This is a genomic window from Holophagaceae bacterium (assembly GCA_016720465.1).
In the GTDB taxonomy this organism is placed as follows: domain Bacteria; phylum Acidobacteriota; class Holophagae; order Holophagales; family Holophagaceae; genus JANXPB01.
Window position 1 is genome coordinate 1,639,136 of the sequence record JADKKO010000004.1, and the last position, 25,082, is coordinate 1,664,217.

Consider the following 25,082-nt stretch of genomic DNA (forward strand, 5'->3'; position numbering starts at 1 on the left):
TTTCATCGGTCCATTCGAAGGCATGAATCCTTGATTGATGGAATGCACGCGGTTCTGGATGTCGATTCCAGGATTGGGGAGTAGAGTTTGGGGCGGATCATCCCAAACCCAAACCCACTTTTCCAGGAGGACGCCATGCCCCTCGGCAAGCGCGTGACAGCGGAATTTTTCGGAACCCTCTGGCTGGTCTTCGGCGGCTGTGGCAGCGCGGTGCTGGCGGCGGCCTTCCCGAGCGTGGGCATCGGCCTGCACGGGGTTTCGCTGGCCTTCGGCTTGACGGTGCTCACCATGGCCTACGCCATCGGCGGGATTTCGGGCTGCCACCTGAATCCCGCGGTCTCCTTGGGCCTGGCGGTGGGCGGCCGCTTCGATTGGCGGGATGTGCTGCCCTACTGGGCGGGACAGGTGCTGGGCGCCATCGCCGGCGCGGGACTGCTCTTCAGCATCGCCAACGGCGCGCCGGGGTTCGACCTGGCCGGCGGCTTCGCCAGCAACGGATTCGCGGAGCACAGCCCCGGCCACTACACCATGGTGGCGGCGCTGGTGATGGAAGTGGCCATGACCTTCTTCTTCCTGTTCGTGATCCTGGGCAGCACCTCGGACAAGGCTCCGGCCGGCTTCGCGCCCATCGCCATCGGCCTCTGCCTGACGCTGATCCACCTCGTCAGCATCCCCGTCACCAATACCTCCGTGAATCCCGCCCGCAGCACCGGGCCCGCCCTGTTCGTGGGTGGCTGGGCCATCAAGCAGCTCTGGCTCTTCTGGCTCGCTCCGCTCTTCGGCGCGGCCCTGGCGGGCTTCATCTATCCCATCGTGTCCGATGAACGCTAGATCCTGGAATTGCGGGATGTGAATTCCGAGCGGACCGCGGTCTGCATTGTAATATAAATTAAATAATTGCATTTATTTACAAACACCACAGATGGGATGATATATATCACAAATTGGCCGGATTGATTGTATTCGCGGGTGGCGGATGTCTATCTTGGTTCGACGGTTCTAGGGCCGGTGGATCTTTCAGAAAAGGCCGTGGGAACGTCCCCGAAGGGAGACCCGATCCCATGTACCCAAGTACGAAGATTCCAGTCCAGGACTTCCTTGAGGCGATCCCGGCCCCGCACCGGAAGGATCCGCACGCCCTGCTCCAGATCCTCATCCAGATCCAGCACGCCTACCACCACGTCCCGCGGGAAGCGGCGGCGCGTCTGGCGGAGGACATGAAGGTCCCGCTGGTCCGGATCCAGGGGCTGCTGAGCTTCTACAGCTTCCTGAGCGCGGAGCCTCAAGGCGACTATGTCATCCACTTCAGCGACAACATCACCGACCAGATGCTGGGCAACCGGGATCTGGCGGCGCGCCTGTGCCATGGCCTCGGAGTGAAGCTGGGCGAGACCAGGAAGGATGGCCGCGTCAGCATCCACCTGACCTCCTGCACGGGGATGTGCGACCAGGGGCCCGCGGCGCTGGTGAACTACCTGCCGGTGACCCGGCTGGATCCGGAGCGCATCGACCGCATCGTGGACCTGGTCAATGCGCAAGTGCCCCTCCAGGATTGGCCGCCGGAGTTCTTCATCGTGGAAAGCCAGATCCGCCGTTCGGACGTGGTCTTCCGCCAGCCGATCAAGCCCGGCGAAGGCATCCGCGCGAGCCTGGAGCGGGGCGGGGCCTTCCTTCCGGAATGGGCCGAGGACATGGCCCCCAACGACGCCCGCAAGCACCATCTGGAGCGGGGGGGCGCCGAGACCCTGAAGGAGATCTACAGCTCCGGCCTGCGGGGGCGGGGCGGGGCCGGCTTCAAAGCCGGCATCAAGTGGGAGTCCGTGCGCGACGGCAAGATCGGCGGCCGCTACGTGCTCTGCAACGCCGACGAAGGCGAGCCGGGCACCTTCAAGGACCGGGTCCTCCTCACGGACTATGCGGACATGGTCTTCGAGGGCATGACCATCTGCGGGCATGTGGTGGGTTCCAAGAAGGGGATCCTCTATCTGCGCCAGGAGTACTGGTACCTGAAGGAACGCCTCGAACAGGTGCTGAGGCTGCGCCGGGAGGCGGGTCTGCTGGGTACGGGAATCCTGGGCACAGCCCTGGATTTCGACATCGACATCCATTTCGGCGCGGGCGCCTACATCTGCGGCATGGAGACGGCCATGATCAAGAGCATCGAGGGCCGCCGTGGAATCCCGCGGAGGCGCTGGCCGTTGCCCGTGCACCAGGGCTATCTGAAACGGCCCACGGTGGTGAACAACGTGGAGACCTTCGCCGCCGCCACAGTCATCAGCGCCAAGGGGGGCGCCTGGTTCGCCCACAACGGCACGGACCAGTCCACCGGAACGAAACTGTTCTGCGTGTCCGGCGACTGCCAGCGCCCCGGCATCTACGAGTATCCCTGGGGCGTCAGCGTCCACGAGGTGCTTCGTGACTGCGGCGCCCTTGATGCCCAAGGCGTGCAGGTCGGAGGGCCTAGCGGCACCATGATCAACGCCCGGGAATTCGACCGCTCGGCCTGCTTCGAGGATCTGGTCGGCACGGGCACCCTCATGGTGTTCGGCCCCCACCGGGACATGTTCCAGGCGGTGAAAAACTTTGCCCTCTTCTTCCAGCACGAGAGCTGCGGCCTCTGCGCTCCCTGCCGCGTGGGAACCACCCTCCTGGCCAACTACGTGAAGAAATTCGAGCGGGGCTGCGGCTCCCCGGTGGACCTGGAGGAGATGCGGCACATCTCGGGATTGATGAAGACCATGGCCCACTGCGGCCTCGGCCAGATGGCGAACCTCCACATCACCGACAGCATGGAGAAGTTTCCGGGCATCTGGCAGAACCGCATGAAGACCACGGAATTCATTCCCGCCTTCGACTTGGATGGGGCCCTGGAAGAAGCGCGGAGCCTCACCGGCCGCACCGATCCCGAAGCCCACTTCACGGCCGACGCGGCATCCCTGGAGGCCTGAGCCATGACCAGCACCTTCTTCCTCGATGGCAAAGAGATTCCCTTCAAGGAGGGGCAGACCGTCCTTGAGGCAGCCATGGACGCGGGCCACTACATCCCGCACCTCTGCTGGCGCCCGGAGCTGGAACCCCATAGTTCCTGCCGGCTCTGCACCGTCATCATCAGCGGAAAGCCCTTCTCCTCCTGCACCCAGCCCGCCATGAAGGGCCAGAAGGTGGAGTGCGACACAGAAGCGCTGAATGCCATGCGGCGGGCCGTCACCCAGTTCCTGTTCATCGAGGGCAACCACTACTGCCCCTCCTGCGAGAAGAGCGGCGGCTGCAAGCTCCAGGCGACTGCCTACCACATCGGGATGCAGGACAGCCATTTCCCGCACCAGTTCCCGAAGCGGGAGCGGGATTCCAGCCACCCCGAAGTGAACCTCGACCGGGACCGCTGCATCCGTTGCGAAACCTGCGTCCGGGCCAGCCGCCAATTGGATGGCAAGAACGTCTTCGCCATCCACGGCCGGGGCATCCGCTCCAGGCTCGCGGTGAATTCCCCCACGGGGCTGCTGAAGGATAGCGAAATCTCGCCAGGGGACATGGCCGTGAAGCTGTGCCCGACGGGCGCTCTGACAGTGAAGCGCGTGGGCTTCGAATTTCCCATCGGGCAGCGCATCTACGACAAGGAAACCATCGCCACGCGGGAACTGCGGGAATTCGCGAACCGGGAGGCCGTCCATGGCTGAGAAACTGAAGGTCGCCACCTGCTCCCTGGCGGGCTGCTTCGGCTGCCACATGTCCCTGCTGGATATCGACGAGCGCCTGATCGACCTCCTGGAAGTCGTGGAGTTCGACCGGAGCCCCATCGACGACATCAAGCACATCAGCCAGCCCGTGGACCTGGGCCTGATCGAGGGCGGCGTCTGCAACGCCGAAAATGTCCATGTGCTGCTGGAATTCCGGAAGATGTGCAAGGTGCTGGTGGCGGTGGGCGAGTGTTCGATCACCGGCGGGATCCCCTCCATGCGCAACAGCTTCACCCTGAAGCAATGCCTGGAGGAAGCCTTCATCCGCGGGATCGGCACCGAGAACGCCCATATTCCAGATGATCTGGAGATACCGCTGCTCCTCGACAAGGTGCGCCCGCTCCACCACATCGTGAAGATCGACTACTTCCTCCCCGGCTGCCCGCCCTCCGCGGACGCCTTCTGGCACTTCCTCACGGAACTCATGGCCGGCAACGATCCCAGCCTTCCCAAGGAACTCATCCACTTCGATTGAGGGGCGGCCACCGATGGTCCCCGAGGTACTCCCATGACCCCCACCGCGAGCATGCAACTGGAAACGGCCGCCCATCCCGAGGCGCTGAAGCGCACGGTCATCGAACCCATCACCCGGGTGGAGGGCCACGGCAAGGTGACCCTGCTCATGGATGAGCAGAACCACGTGAAGCAGGCCCGGCTCCACATCGTGGAGTTCCGCGGCTTCGAGAAGTTCATCCAGGGACGCCCCTACTGGGAGATCCCGGTCCTGGTCCAGCGCCTCTGCGGCATCTGCCCGGTGAGCCACCACCTGGCCTCCGCCAAGGCCGTGGACGCGCTGGTGGGCGCGCGCAAGCTCACGCCGACCGCCGAGAAGTTGCGCCGGCTGCTCCACTACGGGCAGACCCTCCAGAGCCACGCTTTGCATTTCTTCCACCTGGCGAGCCCCGATCTGCTCTTCGGATACGACGCGGACGTCGCCACGCGCAACATCATCGGCGTCATCCAGGCCCATCCGGGCATCGCCGTCCAGGGCGTGAAGCTCCGCAAGTACGGCCAGGAGGTCATCCGGGTCCTGTCCGGAAAGCGCGTGCACGGGGTCTTCGCGGTCCCCGGCGGCGTGAACAAGGGGCTCACCAAGGAGGACCGGGACTACCTGATGATGGATCTCGAGCAGGTCATCGAATGGTCGAAGGGAGCCGTGGACATCGCCCGCGGCCTCTACACCGGGAACCTGGAGGAGAATGCTTCTTTCGGAGCCTTCCGATCCAACTTCCTGAGTCTGACGACCCCGGACGGGAGCTTCGAACTCTACGACGGCGGACTGCGGGCCACGGATGCCGACGGGGGGCGCATCTTCGACCACGTGGCGACCGAACACTACCTGCGGCACATCCACGAGGAAGTGAAATCCTGGTCCTACATGAAGTTTCCTTTCATCGTGGCCCTGGGCAACGACGCCGGGTGGTACCGGGTGGGCCCGCTGGCCCGCATCAACAATGCGGAACGCATGCCGACCCCCATGGCCGAAGAGGAGCGGCGCCGCTTCGCGGCCCTGGGCGAGGGCGGACCGGTGCATGCCACCATGGCCTACCATTGGGCCCGCATGATCGAGATGCTCTATGCCGCCGAGGCCATCCGGGAGCTGCTCGAGGATCCGGACATCCTCGGCCGGGACTTGGTGACCCAGGGCGAACGGAGCCTGGAAGGCGTGGGCGTCATCGAGGCCCCGCGCGGCACCCTCTTCCACCACTACCAGATCGACGAGAACGATGCCGTGGTCAAGGCCAACCTGATCGTCTCCACCACCAACAACAACACGGCCATGAACACGGCGGTGCGCGAGGTCGCGGCCCGCTACCTGGATGGCAAGGAACTCACCGAGGGGCTGCTCAACCACATCGAGGTGGCCATCCGCGCCTACGATCCCTGCCTCTCCTGCGCCACCCACGCCATCGGCAAGATGCCTTTGGCGGTGGAACTGCTGGATGCGGACGGATGCCTGGTGGATCGGCGGGTGAAGCACGCAGATGGCACCAGCGGGGACAGGTGAATCCCTCCCCGCATCCCCCGGTCCCGCCCCGCATCATCGTTCTGGGCTGCGGCAATCCCAGCCGGGGCGACGATGCCCTCGGTCCGCTGCTGGTGGAGCGGGTGGGGCATTGGATCCGACTGCATCCGGACAAGCCCGTGGCGGCCGTGGAGGACTTCCAATTCCAGGTGGAGCACTGCCTGGACCTGGAAGACCGGGAGCTGGCGCTGTTCCTGGACGCGGCGGCCTCTGGGCCGGAGCCCTACGCCCTGGCGCGCCTCCAACCCTTGGCGGATGCCAGCTTCAGCACCCACGCCCTGACGCCCCAGGCGGTGCTGCATGCCTATAGGGCCCTGGGCCACGGGGAGCCGCCGCCCTCCTTCCTCCTGGCGGTCCGGGGCCGTTCCTTCGAGCTGGGGGAGGACCTGAGCCCCGAGGCCCGCAGCAACCTCGAAGCGACCTGGGCCATGCTGGAACAGCTCCTGGAAACCGCAAGCCTGGACCATTGGGATCGGCTTTGCACGCCTTCAGCGCAGGGCCTTCTTCTGGGCCTGGATCAGCGTGTCGAGGGATTGCAGGAACCGTGAGCGGTCCCTGGCCTCGAAGGGCGCCGGCCCCCCGCCGGCCATGCCCATGTCCCGCAGTTGGGCCATGAGCTCCCGGGTGGCCAGGGCGTCGCCCATGGCGTCATCGGTGAACACCTTGCCCCGGGCATCCAGCACCCGCGCGCCCTTGGCGAGGCAGCGCGCGGCCAGGGGGAGGTCCGAGGTGACGGCGATATCGCGGGCCGTGACGCGCTCGGCGATCCAGTCATCAGCCACATCGAGTTGCCCGCCCCGCACCACCACCATCTCGAAGAGCGGATCCCGGGGGATGCGCAAGCTGGAATTGGCCACCAGATGCACTTTCAGCCCGTAGCGCTTGGCAACGCGAAAAATTTCATCCTTAACCGGACAGGCGTCGCCATCCACGTAGAGTTCGATCACGACTGGCTCTCGCTCTGGGCGCGGGCCTCCACCGCGCGGGCCAAGCCATCCAGGACTTCCCGCAGAGTCGCCGCCAGGGCCGGGTCCACGATGCCGCCATCGGACTTCACGCGGCTGCGGCCGAAGGGGATGGGCTGGGAAATCCCAGGAAGGATGCGGGCCGACATGACCGCAAGGGTCTGGGTGAGCCAGGCCAGGGCCTTCTCGCCTCCGGTCGCCCCTGGCGAACTGCTGAGGGCCGCCACGGGCTTGTCCACGAATTCCCCCGAAGCCACGGTCCATTCCAGGGCGTTCTTGAGAATGCCCGGCATGCCGTGGGCGTATTCAGGTGTGCAGATGAGAACGCCCTCCGCTCCACGGATCAGAGCCCGAAAGACCTGGACCGGCTCCGGCGCGTCCTCCGTTTCCAGGCCCGGATCGAAGGGCGGCAGTCCCGCCAGGCCTTCATAAATCGTGATGCGGAACCCGGACGGGGCGAGGGCCTGCGCCGCCCGGAGCAGGGCCGTGTTGGAGGATTCGGAGCGAAGGCTGCCGGAAATGGCGAGGATGTCCATGGAGGACATCGTAGCGGAGGAAGCTGACTCGACCATGCACCTTCCCCGTGAGTGTTAACAGTCGCTCTCAGCCCTTTTTACGTGCCCAGATCTTCGCGAGGTAGGGCAGGGGATCGGGGAATTCGCAGGCGGTGCGGCCCGGATCGAAGGCCACCGGACCGATGCGGCGGATGGCTTCCTCGGCGGCCTTGCGCAAGGTGGCGTTGCGGCCGCCGATGCCGATCACCACGTACATCATCGTGCGCCGCGTCCAGTTTTCGGCCCGGTGGATGTCGGCTTCAATGCGCTTGAGATAGCGGAGCGATGCGGCCTCGTCGAGCGAAGCGCCATCTTTGGCGCAGTGCCCCACCAGGGACCAGCCAGCCCGCTGCAATTTTGGGTCCGCGAGCCAGGCTTCGCGGATTTTCGCGGCCATGGGGGTTCGGCTGGCGAAGGCGGCCAGCGCCTCGGCGGTGGAGGAATCCTTCACTTCCGAAGCCCAGGCCTTCAGTTCCTTTTCGGTGATGGCGCCGGTATCGGCAATCATGCAGGCCAGCAGCCGCGCATCGTGGTTGCCGGTCTGCCACAGCTCGGAGGCCAGGGTGTGGTCCACCTTGATGCGCTTCTGGAGCTTGGCGAGATCGCCGAACTTCACGCCGAACAGGGGTTCAACGGCTCCATGGCGGCACCAGGTCTTCCGCGTCTGTTCGCTGCCGAGGTCTTCCAATTCCTGAATTGCATCATTCAAGTTCATGGCGCCACCAAAGGTTGATTCCGATGATGAAGAGGACCTGTGCCAGGGGAATCCAATTCTTTCACTGTGATCACCACCTTCCCCTTGTGGTGTCCTTTCCCGAAATACCTCATGGCTTCGGTCACCTCGCTCAACCGGTAGGCTCCGTCGATCACCGGCACCACCTTCCCCGCTTCGAAAAGCTCATTCATGTAAGCCAGATCCTTGTTCTGCTTCAGGGCCACGAGGCGGATTTTCTTCTTGGTGGTGAGGGCGATCCAGGGCCCCAGCAGCAGCGCCTGGAAGAGCCGCGCCATGGAACCACCGACGGTGACATAGGTTCCCTGGGGGCTCAAGGCGCGGGCGCAATCCAGGATCGAGCGGCTGGTTTTCACATCGAGGATCAGGTCGTAGGCCTGTCCATTTTTCGTGAAATCCTGCCGGGTGTAATCGATGACATGGTCCGCGCCCAGGGAGCGCAGCAGCTCCAATTTCCCAGGGGCGTCCACGACGGTCACCTCGGCCCCGAACTGTCGGGCGATCTGGATGGCGAAGGTGCCCACACCCCCACCGGCGCCGTTGATCAGCAGCTTTTGTCCGGGCGCGAGCCGCCCCTTGTCGAGCAGGCCCTGCACCGCCAGCATGGCCGCCTGGGGGACCGCCGCCGCCTGCTCGAAGCTCATGCTCGGGGCCTTCAGGGCCAGATCCTTCTCGCGGGCGCAGACATACTCAGCGAAACCGCCCCAGCGGCCGCTGAGATCCCCAAACACCTCGTCGCCGGGCTTGAACGCCCGCACCTGTTGGCCCACAGCCTCGACCCGCCCGGCGATGTCGGATCCCAGGATCTGTTTCTTCGGTTTCAGCAGGCCGAAGATCAGCCGGTTCACGAAGGAGGTCCCATCGAGGCCACCCAAATCCCAATCGTTGATGGATACCGCATGAATTTTGATCAGTACTTCATCATCCTTGGGGACAGGTTTATCAATCTCTTTCAATTCAAGCACATCCGGTGATCCGTATTTCGTGAACACGATGGCTTTCATGGAATTTCCCTGTGGGCACCGATGGGTATGGGTGGAATGGAAGGCCAGACGTTTGATGGATCACCCTGGGATTTCAGCCTCCGCAAGGTGAGCCAGCAGCGCGAGGAAATCGTCAGCTCCGGAGAGCTTTCTTCAACAGGCTGATCTGGCCGGAATGGTAGACGCAGTGGGACACCAGGCCATGGAGCATGAAACCGACGGTGTAATCCTTGCCCGCGACCTTTGCATCCAGGGAAGCGTCCGAAAAGCCGGAGACCACGGCCAAGAGCCGTCGATTGGAATCCTCGAATTTCGCCAGTGACGCAGGCCAATCAGCGGGCTCTGCGGGAAAATCTCCTTCCGGCGGTTCGCTCGCCATTTCGCCTTGCAAGCGAATGAAGAAGACTTCCTGCCATCCGGCAATGTGCAGAATAAGTTCCCGTATCGAATGAACGCCCGGAAAGGGTTTTGCTGTGGCTTCTTCAGCGCTTAGGTCGGACAGGATTTCTGCCAGTGAAAGGCCGTGCCAGGGATGGCCATGAGCCATCTCCTGGATTTCGTCAACCAGGTTCGCAAGTTCAGACATGTGATCACCTTACTCCGTGATTGTGGTGACTGTTTCAAGGTTGAATCGTGGGTTTCTCGGCGACGTTTTGGTGAGGTGGCCTGACGAACAAAGTTAACCGGCCCAACCAAGGGCCGGAAATCTAAAGCATATTGGCGGGTAGCGCACGGTTGGGCCCAAGGCGAACAAGGGATCAGTCATTGTGGTGCCCTGGCTGGATTAAATTCGCCTCAATCTCAAGAAACTCTTCTAGAGACTTATTTGAGATTGTCGGCAGTGTCTTCAACTTTCGTTTCTTCTTTTCAGTATGTTTGAGTTGCTTGGTTAGATGGTCAAGCTCCATCCAATAGGTGCCATCAGAATCGGCTTTGCGCTTCGATTTAATGTAATCCTGAGCGAGAGCAGCATAAGGTAACACCCAGGAACTGAATGAATTCCATACAAGTTCTTCGTTCACTGCTCCGCGATGGACAAGTAGCCCAAGGGTCTCGAAAAATCCAAGAATTTCATCCAGCTCCGCAGATTCCTCGCCATCTTTCAAAGCTTTCGCTGCCTTCATTCGAGTGTCTCTCATCATTGAAGAGTTGAACTGTCCTTCCAGCTTCAAAAGGAGATCAACTCCGAGAGCCAGGCGTGATAGCCGGACTTGATAACAAGTGATGGCAACAACAATCAGTGTGGCAAGCGCAGTGGCCCAGACAGCTGTTTCACTCGGGTTGACCATTCAATACCTCATTACTGATGGAGATGCCGAACTATGAGATGGCCTTACTACCTTGGCCACAGCCACCCAAACGTCCCGGCGGTCAGCAGCGCGTAAATGATCGCATCGGCCAGGTCCTTCAGGACGGCGCTCCAGGGGCGGCCCATCCAGATGGCGCCGGGGAGGGCGCCGAGGCCGTAGGCCATGAAGGTGGCGGTGCCGACGACGCGGAAGACGGTCAGGTAGTGCATTTTCTCCGGCAGGGTCACGTGGCCGATGTAGGCGGCGAAGAGGGAGACCGCCACTGTGAACAGGAACCAGGAGATGAATGAGGGCCCCATCTTCGGCACCCCATTGGGCCGGAGGGTGAGGAAGCCCAGGGGGCCGTCCGTGTACTTCTGCTTCATCGCCTCGCCGCCCATCTCCTTCATGTCGGCGCAATAGGGCAGGACGTACTGGCCCGGCGCCGGGCTGGTCTTGCGGATGGCGTCCCGGACCTCGTCCTCGTTGGCCAGTTGGCGGTAGTCCGAGTTGTGGTACTTGAGCACCATGTGGATGATGCCGCTGGCGACGAACACGAAAACCGCCGAAAGCAGGATGGGCAGCCAAAGGCTTGGGAGCGAGAGCATGGGACCTCCGGGAGTTGGATTTCGGATGGCGGGGGTTGGAAAGTGAGGCCCAGCTTAGCGCTGCGTCCTGCGGTGTCAAGCCCGATGGCCCCGCGCGGCCCCTGGGGCGGTGGTTTCCGAATGCTATCCTGGCCCTCAGGAGACGACTGGCCATGCAGCCGATGCCGATCACTTTGGAGAGAAAGCAGCCACGAAGGGACACGAAGAAAAAACTTCGTGTGGCTTCGTGGCTGCATTCACTTGACGGTCTCGGCCACGCCCCCGTCAAAGTCCCATGAAGCCTAGATCGAAGGTGGTACCGGCGCCTGGGGACAAACCCGGACTTCATCCACGCAATCCCCACCGCCAGGGCTACGATTTCGGCCAGCTCATGGCGAGCTGTCCTGAACTGCGGCCTTTCGTGGGGCCCAACGCCCATGGCGGCGAGTCCATCGATTTTGCGGATCCGGCCGCGGTAAAGATGCTAAATCGGGCGTTATTGAAGCATGTTCATGGAATCGCCCACTGGGACTTGCCACCCGGTTTCCTGTGTCCGCCGGTGCCGGGCCGGGCGGACTACCTGCACTACCTGGCGGACCTGCTGGCCGAAGGCCATGGCGGCGTGGTCCCCACGGGAGCGCGGGTGCGGGTGCTGGATATCGGCGTGGGCGCCAACCTCATTTATCCGCTGGTGGGCCAGGCCACCTTCGGCTGGCGGTTCCTGGGTTCCGATATCGATGCGAAGGCCCTGGCGGCGGGGCGGCGGATCCTGGCGGCGAATGGCCTTTCGCAGGCCATCGAATTGAGACAGCAGCAACCGCCGGCGATCTTCCGGGGCCTCCTGAAAGACGACGAAACCTTCGACCTGTCCCTGTGCAACCCGCCCTTCCACGCTTCCCTGGAGGAAGCCCAGGCGGGGTCGCAGCGCAAATGGACGAACCTGGGCCGGGGCGGTGCCAGCACGGCCACGCCCGCCTTGAATTTCGGCGGGCAGGGCGGAGAACTCTGGTGCGTAGGCGGCGAGGCGGCCTTCCTGCGCCGCATGATCGAGGAGAGCGCGGCGATTCCCGAGCGCTGCCTGTGGTTCACCAGCCTGCTTTCCAAATCCTCCAATCTGCCGGGGATCCTGCGCGCCCTGAAATGGGCCCAGGTGCGAGCCCAGCGGGTCATCCCCATGGCCCAGGGCCAGAAGCGGAGCCGCATCGTGGCCTGGACTTACTTCTCCCCGGAAAGCCGGGAGGCCTGGGCGCGGGAGCGCTGGCGAACGCGCTAGTGCCGCAGACCCACCGGGGGAAGGAAGGCTCCCGGGTGGGCTGGATCCTGGAAGCGGATCGTGGGATCGCCATCGGCGATGAGCAGGTCCGGCCGGCCATCGCCATTGAGGTCCCCCATGGCCACGGACCGGGGACCGTAATATCCGTTGTAGATGGCCCGGATCCCGAAGGCCGCCGGCCCGGCCTCGCTGGATTGGAAAATCGTGAGGCTGCCGGGCCAGCCGGGCGCTCCGTAATTGGCCACCACGATCTCCGGCTGGCCGTCGCCGTCGAGGTCCCCGATGGCCAACGCGCAGGCGGAGGCGTCCTGGGTCACATAGTCCTTCAGGGGCAGGAAGCGGCCCGCCTGGCCTGGATCCTGGCGGAGGATCCCCAAAAGGCCCAGGCGCCCCGCATCCTCCAGGGCCAGGGCCACATCCTTGCGCCCGTCGCCATCCAGATCCGCAACTCGCACCTGATTGGGATAGCTCCCGAGGGTGTAATCCACGGCCGCCAGGAAGGCGCCGCTCAGGGCGGGGGACTGGAGCAGCACCGACAAGGTTCCGGCCCCGGTGCCTGCCGCGAGGTCCAGCCGGCCGTCGCCGTTCAGGTCAGCGATGGCCAGGCAGGTGGGCTCGGCATTCAAGGGCACCATCACGGGGCTTCCAAACGCGGCCAGCCCGGTCTGGAAGAAGATCATCAGATTATTTCCGCCCCGGGCCGCCACGGCGATGTCCACGTCGCCGTCCCCGTCCAGGTCACCCAGGGCGAGGTCCAGGGGATCCCGGTTGCCCAGCGCCAGGCTCCGGGGGGGCATGACGGTCAGGATGCTGGGACCCGTGAGCAGCAGGGAAAGGGTGTTCCCCGCGATGGGGCCCGGAATCATCTGGGTATTCGCCACCACCAGATCCGGGAGGCCATCTCCATCCAGGTCAGCCGCCGCCAGGGCGATGGGGTCCGAGCCCGCGTCCTGGCGGATGGGATCCTTGAAGGTCCCGGGCCGGGTGGCGTCCTGGTAGCGGCGGCTCACGAAGCCCGGGTGGGGCGCCCCGCCGCCGTAGGTCGCCAGGGCGGTCACCGCGTCGGGCCGGCCATCGGCGTCGAGGTCGGCGATGGCCACAGAGCTGGCTTCGTCAAAGGGGCGGTTGTCCCGGTGGTAGGTCGAGGATCCGCCGCAGCCCGCAAGGAAGAACAGGGATGCGCCGAGGCCCAGGCGGTTAAGGGGGCAGGTCGGTCGAAGCATGGACATCCTCCACTTGAAGCGCGAAATTCGTCTATCAGGATGGGGCGGGGCCTGGATCAGGCAAGGTCAACCGATGTTCACATCGCGGCCCTGCACCCTGCGACAATTGATATCCCAGAAAATTGCTTTATCGAGGTCTCATGGCTCGCCGTCCCGAACAAGTCCGCAAATCCGTGAAGGACCATCTGGAGGATCTGCTCAAGGGCCACCGGGAGGCAGCGTTCACCGGGCCGGAATCGGCGCTGAAATACCTGCGGCGGACCCTGGAAGGACAGGGCAGCCTGCCCAATGCGGTCAAGGCCGTGGCCTATGATGCGGTCGCGGACGCGGAAGCCCAGCTCCAGCGCTGGGAGGCGGCGGACGAAGCCGTGAAGCTGGTGCTCGCCCATCTCCCGTCCCTGGAAGAGGATCTCGGCCATGGCTACCGGGCCCGCCTGGAAGCCATGACCTGCTTCGAGCGTGGCATCCAGGCCCGCAGCGAGCTGGGGGATTTCCACGGCGCGCTGGAACTGTGCGAGCGCGCCATGGAGTTGAACCTCGGCGCCCATTACACCGCAAAACGGGACAGCCTGGACTGGGCCAGGTAGGGCTGGCCACGACGGCTTTCCATCCGCCTTGGCCGGGCATGGAATTTGTGGCAATTGGTACAGTTCGGACCGGCTCCGTGGATAGGCTCCAGGGAAGAGTAAGCTCGGATTCCAGGCCCGGTTGCCTGCATACGCGTAACCGCCCCATCAAGGAGACCGCCGTGGAATTCAAAGACAGCCAGAGCGCGCTGAACCTGCTCAAGGCCTTTGCCGGGGAGAGCCAAGCGCGGAACCGCTATGCCTTTGCGGCTGGGATTGCCCGCAAAGAGGGTCTGGAACATGTGGCTGCCATCTTCGAGGAGACCGCGGACAACGAGAAAGAGCACGCCAAGCTTTTCTACAAGCAGCTTGCCGGACTGGCTCCGGGGGCTCTGGAGATTGCCGCTGTCTATCCGGTGGTATCCGGAGACACCGCCGCCCAGCTTCAAGCCGCAGTCGACGGCGAAAATGAGGAATGGACCTCGCTCTATCCCGAATTCGCAAGGATCGCCCGCGAAGAAGGTTTCCCCGAGGTCGCCAAGACCTTCGAATGGGTCTCCAAGGTGGAGAAGGAACACGAGGCCCGCTTCAAGCGGCTGCTGGACCACGTGGTGAACGGCACCGTGTTCCAGCGGGGCGAGAAGATCTATTGGCGTTGCCGCAATTGTGGCCACATCCACGAAGGCACCATGGCGCCCAAGCTCTGCCCCGTCTGCTTGCACACCCAGGCATTCTTTGAACCCGTGGCGGAACGGTTCTGACCGACAGGCGCCAACGGTCGGGATTGAACGGGCACCTGGGTTAGAATGTAGCCAACGCCAAGGTTTCCCATGTCCTTCACTCCAGGTTCCAAGCACGGCCAGATGGCCGACATCAACATGACGCCGATGATCGACGTGATGCTGGTGCTGCTCATCATTTTCATGGTGGCGGCGCCGATGTTGACCACCGGGGTGGATGTGAACCTGCCAGAGGCCAAGACCGGCAAGAGCCTGGAAGCTGAGGCCCTGACCGTGACCCTGACCGACGACGGCCGCATCCAGTTCGGCAAGACCTTCGTGCAGCTCGGTGTGCTGCAGAAACAGCTGCGGGAGCAGGCCAAATTGGACCGTAAGCGCCCGGTGATGGTGCGGGCGGACCACAATCTGCCCTACGGCCGGGTCATCGCGGTGGTGGACAGCATCCGCGAGGCGGGCTTTTCCCAGGTGGGTTTTGTCACCCAGGCCTCCCTGGAAGCAGAAAGTAGGTAATGAGCCAGGAATTGTACGTCCTCCTCCAGGAGCGCGCGGCGCTGGGACGGATCCGTTTCCCGGTGGCGCTGGCGGTGGGCGGGACGGTGCTGGGCCTGCAGTTGGGGCTGGTGGCCCTTTCGGTCTTCGTGGGCCGGACCCAGGAAGGCGCTCCCGAAGCGAAGAAAGTGACCTGGGTGACCCTGCCGGGCGTTGCACCCACCGGACCCAGCGGCGGCAGCGGCCCCCAGATCCAGGGCGACACGGGCCAGCGCATCCGCCGCGTGGAGGATGTCGCCCCCAAAGTCACCGAGCGGCCCCCAGGCCGGGTGCCGGATGTGGTGGGCAACACCAAGGCCTCGGCGCCCATCAAGGGCACGAACCCCGATGCCGCCAGCAAGGGCAAGAGCGCGGATTTCTCGAAGGGCAAGACCGCCGCGGCCAATCCGAAAATCGGCGCGGCAGGGCAGGGCGATGGCAGCGGAGTCGGCGTGGGCGTGCCCATACCGGGACTGCGGGCCAGCGGCACCTCGGATGGCGGGACGGGCCTGGTGGGCGGCCTGGACCAGAGCAATTTCCCCTATGCCTGGTACGTGCAGAACATGCAGAACACCATCATCCGCAACTGGAGCCGCACGACCAATGCCCAGGGGCGGGTCGGCGTCTACTTCCGCATCCTGAAGGACGGCACGCTGGAAGGCTGGAAGGTGGAGAGCCCCAGCGGCAATTACGCCCTGGACCAGAGCGCCATGAACGCCGTCCGCCGCACCGGCCACATCCCCCCGCTGCCGGATGATTTTCCGGGAAACGAGCTGGGCGTGCATTTCTGGTTCACCTATCTGGGGAATTAGGGCCGGGGCTTCGGTCCCGGGGCATCAATTCAATCCATAACTCCGCCGCAGGAACCACTCCCACACCGCGGCGGGCAGGATCGCCTTGGCCCATCCGGCCAGCCGGGCTTCCGGGCGGATCAGGATCCTTCGGGGCGGATGTTTCCGGGTGAGGGCTTTCAGGATGCGGCGGGCGGCCTGCTCGGGGCTTCCGGCATAGCGCTCGGCCTGCCGCTTCCGGGTCCTTATGAAATTCGCGAGTATGCGCGCGTAGGGCGTGCCCTGGACCCGGTCTGGCAGATCGCCCCAGGTCTTGGCGATGGTGTCGCGGAATGAGCTGGCCACCGCGCCGGGTTCCACCAGCACCACGGGAATCTCCCGCCCGATCTCCAGGCGCAGGGTCTCCGCCAGGGCCACCACCGCATGCTTCGACGCATTGTAGGGCCCCGCCAAGGGGATGCTCAGGCGGCCCAGCATAGAGGCCACCTGGACGATGCGGCCTTCGCCCCTCGCCGCGTTCTTGCGGATGAGCGGCAGAAAGGCGTTCGTGACCGCCTGGAGCCCCACCACGTTGGTCTCGAATTGCGCCCGCAGTTCTTCGGGCCTTACGAATTCGAGGGGACCCATCTGCCCGTAGCCGGCGTTGTTGATGAGGGCCACCAGGCGCAGGCCGGAACAGCCCGCGACGGCGTCGGCGAGACTGTCCGGAGAGGTCACGTCCAGACCCAGCCGGCGCAGGTCCTCGCCATCGGGGAGGTCCGCCAGATCAGGCCAATGCCGGGCGGTGGCCACCACTCCCCAGCCAGCCGCCCGGCAAACGCCCACCAAGGCCTTCCCGATGCCCGAGGAGCAGCCTGTGATCAGGACCCAGGGGCGGGAAGGCTCGGACACTTCTATTTTTTCGCTCCGGCCTTCTTCGGCGCCGCGGTCTTGGGCTCAGCCTTCGCCGGGGCGGCCTTGGATTCCACGGAGGTGGCGGTCATCGCATAGAACACGGTCACCTTGTCGCCCTTCTTCAGGCCCTCGGCGCCCTTGGTGCCCTTGGGTAGGTTGATCTGGAAGGCTTCGCTGCCCTTCGTCACCGTGATGGTGTCGGCGCTGATATCCGTGATGGGACCCGTCACCTGGTAGCTCTTGGCGCCCGCGGCGTAGCCGAGGATGGCGCAGGCCAGCAGGCCTCCGGCAATGAGGAAGGAAGATCGAACGCGCATATGCGCCTCCTAATGATGTGATTGAGGGAATGAATAGAAGGTCCGGACCATGCTAGCACTGCCGCGTGCCGGGCCGTTCACTGCGCGTTGTTCTCGAAATCATTGAAGAGGATCTCGAAGGTGTCCGGGTCGTCCCACATGATCCAGTGCCAGGCATCCACGAAATAGGACACGGTGAGTTTGGGGAGCGCGTCGAGCCCGATCTGCTTCAGGGCTTCTTTTTCTTTGGCGGGATCCGGGGACAGGACGGTGGAGGCGAACAGCGTGACCGGCACCTTGATGGTGGCGGCCCGCGATCCCAAGGAATCAATGCCCAGCGCCCGGATGTAGGCCTTGAGCACAGGCGCGGGAACCTTCAAGCCGTCCTTCACCAGCTTCGTTTTCTGGGCCTCGCCTTTGCAAAGCCCGCCGAAGAATTCCGTTAGCGCTGCGGTGGCGTTGGCGTCCAGATCCTTTTCGAGCTTGTCCGTGACTGCCTTTGAAATGGGCGCCAGGGCGCTGTCCACGAGGATGATGCCCCGCGTGGTCTTGGGATCCGCAAGGGCCACGCGGACCGCGATGGCCCCCCCGATGCTGTGGCCGACGAGGACGACCGGTTCCATTTTCTGCTTGCGGATGAGTTTGACGATCTCGCCGCCGATGGCGTCCAGATCTGCGGAGCCATCTTTCATGGGCAGCGCAAAGCCGTTGCTGTCGCCGTGTCCTGGAAGATCCACGGACAGCACCGTGTGGTCCTTCTTCATGCGCTTGGCCAAGTCGGACCAGGCCTCCCGGCTGCCGCCGAGGCCGTGGATCAGCACCACGCCCGGGCCCTTGCCCTCTTTCTTGAAGGCCAGTTCAGAGGCGGCCGCCAACGGCGATGAGAGGGCCGGAAGGATGGATAGGAGGGCTACCGTGAGTAAAGGTTTCATGTGAAGAAGGATGCACGTTTAAAAAATTCTGACAAGGTTGAATCCGAGGCTCCATTCGCCGCTGCGGTTGGGACCGGTTCCGGCGTAATCCCCGCTGAGCACCTGGTTTGGGGTGGTGCCTCGCACGTTGGTGGCCAGGAGGGTGAAGCGGTGCCCCTTGGTCCTGAACACATAGCCTAGGGCCCAGCCGTTCTCCGCCTCCCGGGTGGTGGTGGAATCCACAAATACCTTGAGATCCTTCACTTTGGACGGACGCGGATAATATTCGCCGATGAGGCTGTGGCGTTCGGCCATGTCCCACCGGATACCAGCTCCGGCGGTGGTGACGCCTTTGCGCTGGGTGCTGGTGGAACTCAAATAGGTCGGGACCACCAGCAGCGTGAAGCCGCCCCCGCTCCAGGAGAGGGGGAGTTGGACCGAGGTGCCGACAATGCCTTCCCGGGAATTGGGCGTGAAGTCCTGGTCCTTGATCGTTTCATCGAAGCGCTCGATCCGGATCGCGGCGCGATAGTCGGGCCTCGACACCAGCACCTGATGGAGGGCGATCGTGAAGGTCTTGTTGTCCGGCGTGCGGTAGATCTGGAAATTGGTTCCGGGCGTCGAGGGCACTGCAAAGTCCAAGCCGAGTCCGGAGAAGGAATAGCCATCCAGCCCGAAGGCATCCTTGCTGTTGTTCCGCGCCGGCTCCTGGAAGCGGTGGGTGAAGCGGTAGCTGAAGCTCGCGCCCATGAGGCCCTGGGTCGAGGCCAAATTGAGCCAGAGCGGCACTTCGCTCTGCTGGGCGGGCGCCACGGTCGAAACGGCGGCCAAAGCGAGGCCAAGGAAGATCGGAAAGCGCATGATGTCTCCTGTGGGTGGCTCCACAGGGTGCCATGGTTGGGACCTGAGCGAAACCCAGACTAGGTCTCAACGCGGAACCCAGGATCCATCAATACATCTGCTTGTTCACACCGTTCACGGTTTCGCCCTCCCCGCTGGCGGGGGGCTCGGTGTAGAGGTGCATGGACTGGCCTTTGGTGGGCAGCTTGCCCATGCCGAAATAGGTGAAGAGTACGAAACCCCAGGCGAACACGCTGGCCCAGACGGCCTTGCGGCCCTTGTAGGCGGGTGCGTAGTGCATGTGCAGCACGGCGCCATAGACCAGCCAACTGATGAGCCCCCAGTTTTCTTTCGGATCCCAGGCCCAATAGTCGCTCCAGGCGAACTTGGCCCAGGTGCCGCCGGTGATCAGGCCGCAGGCCAGCATCAGGAATCCGAAGCGGATCCATTGACGGTTCATTTTCTCGAAATTGACCTCGGTGGCGCCCAGGGCGCGGGCCCAGAAGGAACCGGGTTCGAAGCGGCGGTCCCCGGGGGTCGCCAGCGCCAGGATGCCCAGGACGAAAGCCACGGTGAGGCTTGCATAACCGGTGAAATAAATGGTCACGTGGGGCAGGAACCAGGCGCTTTGAAGGGCGGGCGGCAGGGTGATGATTTCGATATCGGCCTTTGCCAAGGCATAGGTAAGGGCGGCCCAGACGACGAGCAGCGAAAGGAAACCCAGCAGGCGGACTTTCTTGGTCCATTCCACCGCCAGGGCCAGCAGGCCGAAGATGAAGCTGAAATAGATGAGGGATTCGTAATAGGTCTTGGCGGGCACCCGTCCCGCGGCGATCCCGCGCTGGAGGAGCAGGAAAGCGTTCAGCAGCCAGGCGGCCAAGAAGAGGATCCTCGCGGCCTGGTAGATGCGATCCTTCCCATCCTTGAAGCAGGGACCGAAATGGCTGCAGGCATAGGCGAGCAGCGCGGAGACGTACAACCCATAGGTGAATTGGAAGATGCCGTCGGCCTTGATGAAGGTGGCGTAAAGCTGGACCATCAGGCCTCCTTCTTCTTGAGCACGGGTTTCAGGTAGAACATCCAGACCAGCCCAGTGATCAAACAGAGGAAGCCCGCGTAGACCAGCCAGAGACCCGGCTCATGGACCACCATGATGCCGCTGACGCTAGGATCTTCGGGGTTGTAGTTGCTCTGGTAGAACCAATGGCCCCGGAAGATCAGCGGATCGTTGACGCTCACGGTCTTCTTCGCGAGTTGGCGGCCCACGGCGTCGAGCACCACCAATTCCGACCGGAAATCCTTCGGCTCCGTGTCCTTGGCTTTGTAGATGACGCCGATGCTCCGGTCGAAGAAGGTCTCCGGCCTGGGCAGGCCGTCGGGACCGAGGGCGTCCAGCCATTTTTCTTCGCTCCGGCCGGAGCCCGGATCCCAGATTTTCACCCTCAGCACGGGCCGTTCGAATTTGAGCGCCTCCTTGGGATCTGGATGGGGCACGAAGGCCGGGATATAGTCCGCATGGTCCAGGGCGGCCACGGCCGTGGCTGAAAGGCCTTGCTCCACGATGAACGGCTTGTTGAGCTGGAGCGGCGCGGAGCGGACCACGCGGCCCTGCTCCACCAGACGGATGGCGCGGTCCTCGCGGGTGAACACCACGAACCGCGACTGCCGTTCCTCCCCTTCGCGCACATAGGACAACCGGAGCCCTTTGGGCAGATTGGGACCGTTGAGCTGGTCCGAGAGCCGCGGATTCCTGGCGCTCAGCAACACGCGGCGGGCGGGGGTCCCAGGCACGCGAAGCGTCAATTCCAGCCAGGGTTCCACCGGGTTCTGGCTGCGGCTGGTGGCCCGGGGGGCGCCAGCCTTGTCCTTCTCCACGGCGAAGTCGGGGTAGTACTTCTCCACCTTCAGGCTGAAAGCCGGAAAGTCCCAGGTGGCGCCGACCTTGGCTTCCTTCTGCGCGGCCATGCCCTGGTAGGCGAGCAGGACCTTTTCCGCCTGCGGCGCCTTGGGTTTCAGCCGCTCCAGGAGATCCGCGGACCAGCGGTCTTTGTACACAACCGCGAAGCGTCCGCCGGGTTCATCGCGGCGCGCGGCCTGCTCACGGCGGGAGAAGAGATCCCCGATGACCGGCTGCGGCTCGCCGATGCCCAGCATCACCCGGAGGGCTGGGTTCTCCGGGGCGTTTGGATTGTCGACGAATTCACCGGCGTCCAGGGCGTTCGGGATGGACTGCTCCACCGAGAAGCGGAGCTTCGAGAGGGGCAGGCGGGCATGGACGCCCGGCTTCACTTCGTAGGCCTTCGGATTCTTTTCAAACCCGCCCTTCCCATCCGGTTGGACGAACGCGTAGAGCTTGAATTCCGGGGCGTGCTGTTCAACCGTGAATTGATCGAGCTGGAGGCGGAATCCGGGAAGCGGGTAGGGTTTTCCAGGATCCGGCCGCATGTGCTTCATCTTGTAGAACGTGTTCGTGGGCTCTCCGGCTCTCAGCTCGTTGAAGGCACGCACATGGCTGAACCGGCCCCAAAGGGCGCCCAGGAGGATCACCGTGGTGGAGACGTGGACCAGCAGGAAGCCGATGCGATGGGCTGGGTAGGGCCGCCGTTTCCAGGCCACCGCCAGCATCGAGAGGGCGAGCAGGGAAAGCAGGGCGTAGAACCAGAGGCTGTGGTAGAGATCCGCGGAATGGGTCCAGGCGATGAGTTTGCGGACCGATGGCCCATAGAACCGCGCATAGAAATCCGGCGTCTCATCCTGGACCACCACGGTCCCCAGGACCACGGCCAGGGCCATGCAGCACATCTGGCTCACGGCAAAGGGCACCGACGTGAGGAGCTGGTAGAACCCGTCGCGGCGGACGAGGAAAGCCGCGCCGTAAATGGCGGCCGCGAAGGCCATGAAGGCCGCCACCTGCTGCCTGGCGCTGAAACCCTTCAGGTCGAGCAGGCTCTGCACCGCCATCCAGGCGATGATCCAACCAAGCAAGGCGAGGAGCTGCGATCTTGAATTCTGGTGAAACGGCTTGGAGGTTGTGGTTTCACTTGGGGCAGGCCGGGCTTCAGTCATGCGTTTCAGCTTTCACAAACGGCCTAGATCAGGGCCAGCAGCCCCAGAAGGTAGAAGCTCAGCTCCACGCGCATCTCGAAACGGGGTTTTCCGGTGGAGAAGCGCTCGTGGTAGTACCAGAGATAGAGCAGCGGATAGGCGGCGCACGCGCCGAGGATCACCGCGATGGCCAGGGGATGCACGTGGCTGTGGTTGGCGAAGGTGAACCAGAGGGATCCACTCAGGCCGATGGCCAGCAGAAGGATGAGCACCATCTTGGCCCTGGGCTTGCCCAGCAGGATGGGCAGGGTCTCCCCTGCCGAGCACCTGGTCGTTTTGCATGTCGCGGATGTCGTAGATCACCGTGCGCGCATAGACGAGCACCGTCACGAGGCCCAGCGCCACCAGAGCCTTCGCGTCCCAGGTCCAGGGCCAGAAGGAGTGGCCTTTTTGCCACACGGGAAGGGCGATGGCGACCACGCCCAGGGCCATGGCCACCAGCACGTCCTTGGACCCCGGGATGGAGCGCAGGCTCCAACGCTTGCCGCCGAAGGGGAGCTCGACCTTGTACATAAGGCCCAGCAGGCTCGCGCCGAACACCACCAGCAGCGGGCGGATGCCGATGGAGGCGGCGGTGGCGAGCGCCACCAGCAGCGACGCCAGCGCCGTGGCGATCAGGGTCCTGCGGTTGCGTTCTAGGAACCGAGCGCGGCCTGGTCCCTTGGTGCCGAGGCCCATGGGATCCAGGAACGGCGTGAGCAGATACATGGCGAGCAGGTAGGTGCCGGTGATGATCGGATAGCGCCAGCTCAAGCCCAGGCCCATCCAGACATGGACGCCCAGGGTCATGAGCGCCGCGCCGATGGCCATCATCAGCGGAGTGCCGAAGGCCACGAACATGAAGCGGGTGAACCGGCTCGGCGCGTCGCCGAGCTGTTCCAGGGTGTCCACGACTTCGTCCACCAGCCAGGTGGGCGTGGAGGCGCCTGCGAGGACCCCCACGGTTTCGTTGCCTTTGAACTGCGTCAGATCCAACTCCGAAGCGGTTTCAACGTATTGGACAGGCTTGCCATAATGCGCCGCGAGCTCGGCCAGGTGCTTTGTGTTGCTCGAAGCTTTGCCGCCCACGACGATGACGTAATCCACTGCCTGGGCGAGGGTCTTGGCCTCGTCCTGGCGCATCCAGGTGTCCTCGCAGATGGTGTTTTCCAGGATGCAGTCCCCGGAGCGTTCGCGGATGTATTCGGTGATTTCGAGGTAGTCCTTCACGGTGAAGGTGGTCTGGGCCACCACCAGGACTTTTTTCAGCTCCTCGGGGCTCAGCTCCATCGCCTGTCCGAGATTGGCGACGATCTTGGAGCCGTGCTCGGCGAAGCTGCGGTGGGCGATGCTTTCCGCGTGGCCGTGGCTGCCGAGGATCACCGTGAAATAGCCCTTGGGGCTCCACTTCTTGATCTTGTTGTGGACTTTGGCGACCTCGGGGCAGGTGGCGTTGACGATCTTGATCTCGCCGGCTTTCTGGCGGTCCTTGAGGCCCCGCAGATCCTGGATCGGAATGCCGTGGGCGCGGATCACCACGGTGCCCCGGTCCACCTGGTCCGGCGATTCCGCGACCGCCACACCTCGCTTGCCGATGAGTTCCAGGGCCTGGGGGTTGTGGATGATCGGGCCGAGGGTCTGCACATTCTTCTGACCGCTGTTCGAGGCCTCCAGGACCGCGTCCATGGCGCGCTTGACCCCCCAACAGAACCCAGCGGTTTTAGCGACGATCACCTTCATCGGTTGCCTTTCCTGACTAATCCGGTCGGACAATCCAGAATAGCCTCAAAAGGCGAGTCCCGCTCAGTTGCGTGCATTCAGAGGAGCCGGATCCGGTCCCCGGCAACCTCGATGACCCCCTGTCCACGGAGCTGCTTCAGCAGTCTGGACAGGGTTTCGGGAGCCATGCCCAACTGGGCCGCCAGGATCTTTTTGGGCACCTTCAGGTGGAATGCGCCGTCCGGCGCATGTTTGGCGGCATCCTCGATCCAGCGCCTGAGCCGCCCGGCCGCATCCTGGCCGCTGAGTTGCTGCACCTGGAAAGTCAGGCGGTGATGCCAGGCGGCCAGCCCTTCCATGACCTTGAGGCTGAGGTCCGGGTCCTCCCGCAGGAGCGCGAGAAAGGGGTCTTTCGGGAAATAGGCCAGCAGGGTGGCTTCCAGCGCTTCGGCGGTGGCGGGGAAGATGCCGCCGGAAAACATGGCGGCCTCCGCGAAACTGAATCCGGACCGCACCACGCTGAGGGTGGTTTCGCCGCCGGCTCTTTGTCCGGTCCGGAACAGGCGGATCTGGCCTTCCAGCACCACGAAGAATCCCGTGCAGGCCTCCCCCTCGGTGAACAGCAGTTGGCCGGATTCCAGCCTGCGAAGCTGCATCAGCTCGCCCACGACCGCTAGCTGGCTTGAATTCATGGAGAGGAACAATCCGGTCTTGGACCAGAGTCCCTGGTAGGCGGCGGCTTTCATCTCCCGATGGTAGGGCGAAGCCGGGAAATGAGAATGAAAGTTCTGGCTCTCCACCCGGACTTCCAAGTACCGTTAGCAATCGCGATTCCCATACACAGCAAGGATATTTGACGATGGCCGCACCGCTTCTGCCAGTCACGCTGACCTGCAATACCGATCTGCGCTTCATCGACCTGATCCAGGTTGTGGGAAGCGAACTGTTGAAGCACATGAACTTCTCCCAGGAAGATGGTGAGCGGCTCTGGCTCGCCATCCAGGAAGGCATCGCCAATGCCATGCGGCACGGCAACAAGCTGGACAAGCAGAAACCCGTGAAGGTGACCTTCACGCCCACCTCTGAAAAACTCGAGATCCGCATCGATGATCTGGGCGCTGGAATCGATCTGAGCACCATCCCCAATCCGAACCTGCCGGAGAATCTCCTGAAGCCCAGCGGCCGCGGCGTCTATTTCATGCGGGCCGTCATGGACAAGGTGGAACTGGAGCATCGTGCGGATGGCAGCACTCTGGTGCTCGTGAAGTACCGCAAAGGGCACGAAGAAGCCAGCGCCTGATCCACATCCATGGTTCAACTGGTCATCTGAACTGCCAAACTAG

At 63.7% G+C, this 25,082-nt stretch carries 28 protein-coding genes; 12 read left to right on the forward strand and 16 right to left on the reverse strand.

The window, feature by feature from the left end; translation table 11 throughout:
* The first annotated feature begins 135 nt into the window (after positions 1-135).
* From aqpZ to IPQ13_14590, 6 genes are all read left to right on the forward strand, one after another.
* A complete protein-coding gene (gene aqpZ, locus IPQ13_14565) occupies positions 136-831 on the forward strand; it encodes an aquaporin Z (protein ID MBL0212114.1) in 696 nt (231 codons plus the stop codon).
* 230 nt (positions 832-1,061) lie between these two features.
* Entirely contained in the window at positions 1,062-2,948 is a 1,887-nt protein-coding gene (locus IPQ13_14570; protein MBL0212115.1) for an NAD(P)H-dependent oxidoreductase subunit E, read from the forward strand.
* 3 nt (positions 2,949-2,951) lie between these two features.
* Positions 2,952-3,677, forward strand: a complete 726-nt coding sequence (locus IPQ13_14575; GenBank protein MBL0212116.1) for a (2Fe-2S)-binding protein — start codon at positions 2,952-2,954, stop codon at positions 3,675-3,677.
* Positions 3,670-4,212, forward strand: a complete 543-nt coding sequence (locus IPQ13_14580) for an NADP oxidoreductase (protein MBL0212117.1) — start codon at positions 3,670-3,672, stop codon at positions 4,210-4,212. The genes IPQ13_14575 and IPQ13_14580 overlap by 8 nt, the downstream gene beginning before the upstream one ends.
* 51 nt (positions 4,213-4,263) lie before the next feature.
* Positions 4,264-5,745, forward strand: a complete 1,482-nt coding sequence (locus IPQ13_14585; protein ID MBL0212118.1) for a Ni/Fe hydrogenase subunit alpha — start codon at positions 4,264-4,266, stop codon at positions 5,743-5,745.
* The gene (locus IPQ13_14590; GenBank protein MBL0212119.1) at positions 5,691-6,311 is read left to right on the forward strand and encodes a hydrogenase maturation protease; all 621 of its coding nucleotides are present in this window, start codon (positions 5,691-5,693) and stop codon (positions 6,309-6,311) included. The genes IPQ13_14585 and IPQ13_14590 overlap by 55 nt, the downstream gene beginning before the upstream one ends.
* Here the strand turns inward: IPQ13_14590 and IPQ13_14595 are convergent.
* The 7 genes from IPQ13_14595 to IPQ13_14625 all read right to left on the reverse strand — a co-directional run bounded on the left by IPQ13_14595 (position 6,252) and on the right by IPQ13_14625 (position 10,895).
* Positions 6,252-6,710, reverse strand: coding sequence for a YaiI/YqxD family protein (locus IPQ13_14595; protein ID MBL0212120.1), 459 nt, complete (start codon positions 6,708-6,710; stop codon positions 6,252-6,254). The genes IPQ13_14590 and IPQ13_14595 overlap by 60 nt on opposite strands.
* Positions 6,707-7,264 (reverse strand): NAD(P)H-dependent oxidoreductase, encoded by a 558-nt coding sequence (locus IPQ13_14600; GenBank protein MBL0212121.1) that lies wholly within the window; start codon positions 7,262-7,264, stop codon positions 6,707-6,709. Before IPQ13_14600 ends, IPQ13_14595 begins: the two co-directional genes overlap by 4 nt.
* A 67-nt stretch (positions 7,265-7,331) precedes the next feature.
* Positions 7,332-7,997 (reverse strand): DNA alkylation repair protein, encoded by a 666-nt coding sequence (locus tag IPQ13_14605; GenBank protein MBL0212122.1) that lies wholly within the window; start codon positions 7,995-7,997, stop codon positions 7,332-7,334.
* Positions 7,994-9,019, reverse strand: a complete 1,026-nt coding sequence (locus IPQ13_14610) for an NAD(P)-dependent alcohol dehydrogenase (GenBank protein MBL0212123.1) — start codon at positions 9,017-9,019, stop codon at positions 7,994-7,996. The genes IPQ13_14605 and IPQ13_14610 overlap by 4 nt, the downstream gene beginning before the upstream one ends.
* Positions 9,020-9,131: 112 nt before the next feature.
* Complete coding sequence (locus IPQ13_14615; protein MBL0212124.1) at positions 9,132-9,584, reverse strand: DinB family protein; 453 nt, start codon at positions 9,582-9,584, stop codon at positions 9,132-9,134.
* 172 nt (positions 9,585-9,756) lie between these two features.
* The gene (locus tag IPQ13_14620; protein MBL0212125.1) at positions 9,757-10,287 is read right to left on the reverse strand and encodes a hypothetical protein; all 531 of its coding nucleotides are present in this window, start codon (positions 10,285-10,287) and stop codon (positions 9,757-9,759) included.
* A 47-nt stretch (positions 10,288-10,334) separates the two neighbouring features.
* Positions 10,335-10,895 (reverse strand): hypothetical protein, encoded by a 561-nt coding sequence (locus IPQ13_14625; protein ID MBL0212126.1) that lies wholly within the window; start codon positions 10,893-10,895, stop codon positions 10,335-10,337.
* A 274-nt stretch (positions 10,896-11,169) separates the two neighbouring features.
* Between IPQ13_14625 and rlmF the strand changes: the two genes are divergently transcribed.
* On the forward strand, positions 11,170-12,147 hold the full coding sequence (gene rlmF, locus IPQ13_14630; protein ID MBL0212127.1) for a 23S rRNA (adenine(1618)-N(6))-methyltransferase RlmF: 978 nt from the start codon (positions 11,170-11,172) through the stop codon (positions 12,145-12,147).
* Here rlmF and IPQ13_14635 read toward each other — a convergent pair.
* Positions 12,144-13,370: a VCBS repeat-containing protein gene (locus IPQ13_14635; protein ID MBL0212128.1), complete on the reverse strand. Its 1,227-nt coding sequence runs from the start codon at positions 13,368-13,370 to the stop codon at positions 12,144-12,146. The two genes, rlmF and IPQ13_14635, sit on opposite strands and share 4 nt — an antisense overlap.
* Positions 13,371-13,510: 140 nt before the next feature.
* Here IPQ13_14635 and IPQ13_14640 point away from each other — a divergent pair, with 140 nt between their 5' ends.
* The 4 genes from IPQ13_14640 to IPQ13_14655 all read left to right on the forward strand — a co-directional run bounded on the left by IPQ13_14640 (position 13,511) and on the right by IPQ13_14655 (position 16,016).
* Positions 13,511-13,957: a hypothetical protein gene (locus tag IPQ13_14640; GenBank protein ID MBL0212129.1), complete on the forward strand. Its 447-nt coding sequence runs from the start codon at positions 13,511-13,513 to the stop codon at positions 13,955-13,957.
* Between the two features lie 38 nt (positions 13,958-13,995).
* A complete protein-coding gene (locus IPQ13_14645) occupies positions 13,996-14,697 on the forward strand; it encodes a rubrerythrin family protein (GenBank protein ID MBL0212130.1) in 702 nt (233 codons plus the stop codon).
* A 69-nt stretch (positions 14,698-14,766) separates the two neighbouring features.
* A complete protein-coding gene (locus IPQ13_14650; protein ID MBL0212131.1) occupies positions 14,767-15,186 on the forward strand; it encodes an ExbD/TolR family protein in 420 nt (139 codons plus the stop codon).
* Complete coding sequence (locus IPQ13_14655; GenBank protein MBL0212132.1) at positions 15,186-16,016, forward strand: TonB family protein; 831 nt, start codon at positions 15,186-15,188, stop codon at positions 16,014-16,016. The genes IPQ13_14650 and IPQ13_14655 overlap by 1 nt, the downstream gene beginning before the upstream one ends.
* Before the next feature lie 24 nt (positions 16,017-16,040).
* Here the strand turns inward: IPQ13_14655 and IPQ13_14660 are convergent, their stop codons facing one another.
* From IPQ13_14660 to IPQ13_14695, 8 genes are all read right to left on the reverse strand, one after another.
* Entirely contained in the window at positions 16,041-16,886 is an 846-nt protein-coding gene (locus IPQ13_14660) for an SDR family oxidoreductase (protein MBL0212133.1), read from the reverse strand.
* Between the two features lie 2 nt (positions 16,887-16,888).
* Positions 16,889-17,206, reverse strand: a complete 318-nt coding sequence (locus IPQ13_14665; GenBank protein ID MBL0212134.1) for a hypothetical protein — start codon at positions 17,204-17,206, stop codon at positions 16,889-16,891.
* Positions 17,207-17,283: 77 nt separating this feature from the next.
* Positions 17,284-18,117 (reverse strand): alpha/beta hydrolase, encoded by an 834-nt coding sequence (locus IPQ13_14670; GenBank protein MBL0212135.1) that lies wholly within the window; start codon positions 18,115-18,117, stop codon positions 17,284-17,286.
* Between the two features lie 18 nt (positions 18,118-18,135).
* Positions 18,136-18,957, reverse strand: a complete 822-nt coding sequence (locus IPQ13_14675) for a hypothetical protein (GenBank protein MBL0212136.1) — start codon at positions 18,955-18,957, stop codon at positions 18,136-18,138.
* 88 nt (positions 18,958-19,045) lie between these two features.
* On the reverse strand, positions 19,046-19,975 hold the full coding sequence (gene ccsA / locus IPQ13_14680; protein ID MBL0212137.1) for a cytochrome c biogenesis protein CcsA: 930 nt from the start codon (positions 19,973-19,975) through the stop codon (positions 19,046-19,048).
* The gene (locus IPQ13_14685; protein MBL0212138.1) at positions 19,975-21,921 is read right to left on the reverse strand and encodes a cytochrome c biogenesis protein ResB; all 1,947 of its coding nucleotides are present in this window, start codon (positions 21,919-21,921) and stop codon (positions 19,975-19,977) included. The genes ccsA and IPQ13_14685 overlap by 1 nt, the downstream gene beginning before the upstream one ends.
* Positions 21,922-22,014: 93 nt before the next feature.
* The gene (gene ispH, locus IPQ13_14690) at positions 22,015-23,760 is read right to left on the reverse strand and encodes a 4-hydroxy-3-methylbut-2-enyl diphosphate reductase (protein MBL0212139.1); all 1,746 of its coding nucleotides are present in this window, start codon (positions 23,758-23,760) and stop codon (positions 22,015-22,017) included.
* 77 nt (positions 23,761-23,837) lie between these two features.
* Positions 23,838-24,485: a Crp/Fnr family transcriptional regulator gene (locus tag IPQ13_14695; GenBank protein MBL0212140.1), complete on the reverse strand. Its 648-nt coding sequence runs from the start codon at positions 24,483-24,485 to the stop codon at positions 23,838-23,840.
* Positions 24,486-24,598: 113 nt separating this feature from the next.
* Here IPQ13_14695 and IPQ13_14700 point away from each other — a divergent pair, with 113 nt between their 5' ends.
* Positions 24,599-25,039, forward strand: coding sequence for an ATP-binding protein (locus IPQ13_14700; GenBank protein MBL0212141.1), 441 nt, complete (start codon positions 24,599-24,601; stop codon positions 25,037-25,039).
* Positions 25,040-25,082 lie beyond the last annotated feature (43 nt).

What these genes read in the sequence shown, in the direction of transcription:
- IPQ13_14590 (MBL0212119.1), top strand. Translation starts at nt 5,691, where the DNA reads ATGCCTGGTGGATCGGCGGGTGAAGCACGCAGATGGCACCAGCGGGGA.
- IPQ13_14585 (MBL0212118.1), top strand. Translation starts at nt 4,264, where the DNA reads ATGCAACTGGAAACGGCCGCCCATCCCGAGGCGCTGAAGCGCACGGTC.
- IPQ13_14695 (MBL0212140.1), bottom strand. Translation starts at nt 24,485, where the DNA reads ATGAAAGCCGCCGCCTACCAGGGACTCTGGTCCAAGACCGGATTGTTC.
- IPQ13_14675 (MBL0212136.1), bottom strand. Translation starts at nt 18,957, where the DNA reads ATGCGCTTTCCGATCTTCCTTGGCCTCGCTTTGGCCGCCGTTTCGACC.
- IPQ13_14670 (MBL0212135.1), bottom strand. Translation starts at nt 18,117, where the DNA reads ATGAAACCTTTACTCACGGTAGCCCTCCTATCCATCCTTCCGGCCCTC.
- IPQ13_14620 (MBL0212125.1), bottom strand. Translation starts at nt 10,287, where the DNA reads ATGGTCAACCCGAGTGAAACAGCTGTCTGGGCCACTGCGCTTGCCACA.
- IPQ13_14570 (MBL0212115.1), top strand. Translation starts at nt 1,062, where the DNA reads ATGTACCCAAGTACGAAGATTCCAGTCCAGGACTTCCTTGAGGCGATC.
- IPQ13_14610 (MBL0212123.1), bottom strand. Translation starts at nt 9,019, where the DNA reads ATGAAAGCCATCGTGTTCACGAAATACGGATCACCGGATGTGCTTGAA.
- ispH (MBL0212139.1), bottom strand. Translation starts at nt 23,760, where the DNA reads ATGAAGGTGATCGTCGCTAAAACCGCTGGGTTCTGTTGGGGGGTCAAG.
- IPQ13_14580 (MBL0212117.1), top strand. Translation starts at nt 3,670, where the DNA reads ATGGCTGAGAAACTGAAGGTCGCCACCTGCTCCCTGGCGGGCTGCTTC.
- IPQ13_14635 (MBL0212128.1), bottom strand. Translation starts at nt 13,370, where the DNA reads ATGCTTCGACCGACCTGCCCCCTTAACCGCCTGGGCCTCGGCGCATCC.
- IPQ13_14655 (MBL0212132.1), top strand. Translation starts at nt 15,186, where the DNA reads ATGAGCCAGGAATTGTACGTCCTCCTCCAGGAGCGCGCGGCGCTGGGA.
- IPQ13_14605 (MBL0212122.1), bottom strand. Translation starts at nt 7,997, where the DNA reads ATGAACTTGAATGATGCAATTCAGGAATTGGAAGACCTCGGCAGCGAA.
- aqpZ (MBL0212114.1), top strand. Translation starts at nt 136, where the DNA reads ATGCCCCTCGGCAAGCGCGTGACAGCGGAATTTTTCGGAACCCTCTGG.
- rlmF (MBL0212127.1), top strand. Translation starts at nt 11,170, where the DNA reads ATGAAGCCTAGATCGAAGGTGGTACCGGCGCCTGGGGACAAACCCGGA.
- IPQ13_14650 (MBL0212131.1), top strand. Translation starts at nt 14,767, where the DNA reads ATGTCCTTCACTCCAGGTTCCAAGCACGGCCAGATGGCCGACATCAAC.
- IPQ13_14625 (MBL0212126.1), bottom strand. Translation starts at nt 10,895, where the DNA reads ATGCTCTCGCTCCCAAGCCTTTGGCTGCCCATCCTGCTTTCGGCGGTT.
- IPQ13_14645 (MBL0212130.1), top strand. Translation starts at nt 13,996, where the DNA reads ATGGAATTTGTGGCAATTGGTACAGTTCGGACCGGCTCCGTGGATAGG.
- ccsA (MBL0212137.1), bottom strand. Translation starts at nt 19,975, where the DNA reads ATGGTCCAGCTTTACGCCACCTTCATCAAGGCCGACGGCATCTTCCAA.
- IPQ13_14575 (MBL0212116.1), top strand. Translation starts at nt 2,952, where the DNA reads ATGACCAGCACCTTCTTCCTCGATGGCAAAGAGATTCCCTTCAAGGAG.
- IPQ13_14615 (MBL0212124.1), bottom strand. Translation starts at nt 9,584, where the DNA reads ATGTCTGAACTTGCGAACCTGGTTGACGAAATCCAGGAGATGGCTCAT.
- IPQ13_14665 (MBL0212134.1), bottom strand. Translation starts at nt 17,206, where the DNA reads ATGCGCGTTCGATCTTCCTTCCTCATTGCCGGAGGCCTGCTGGCCTGC.
- IPQ13_14600 (MBL0212121.1), bottom strand. Translation starts at nt 7,264, where the DNA reads ATGGACATCCTCGCCATTTCCGGCAGCCTTCGCTCCGAATCCTCCAAC.
- IPQ13_14700 (MBL0212141.1), top strand. Translation starts at nt 24,599, where the DNA reads ATGGCCGCACCGCTTCTGCCAGTCACGCTGACCTGCAATACCGATCTG.
- IPQ13_14640 (MBL0212129.1), top strand. Translation starts at nt 13,511, where the DNA reads ATGGCTCGCCGTCCCGAACAAGTCCGCAAATCCGTGAAGGACCATCTG.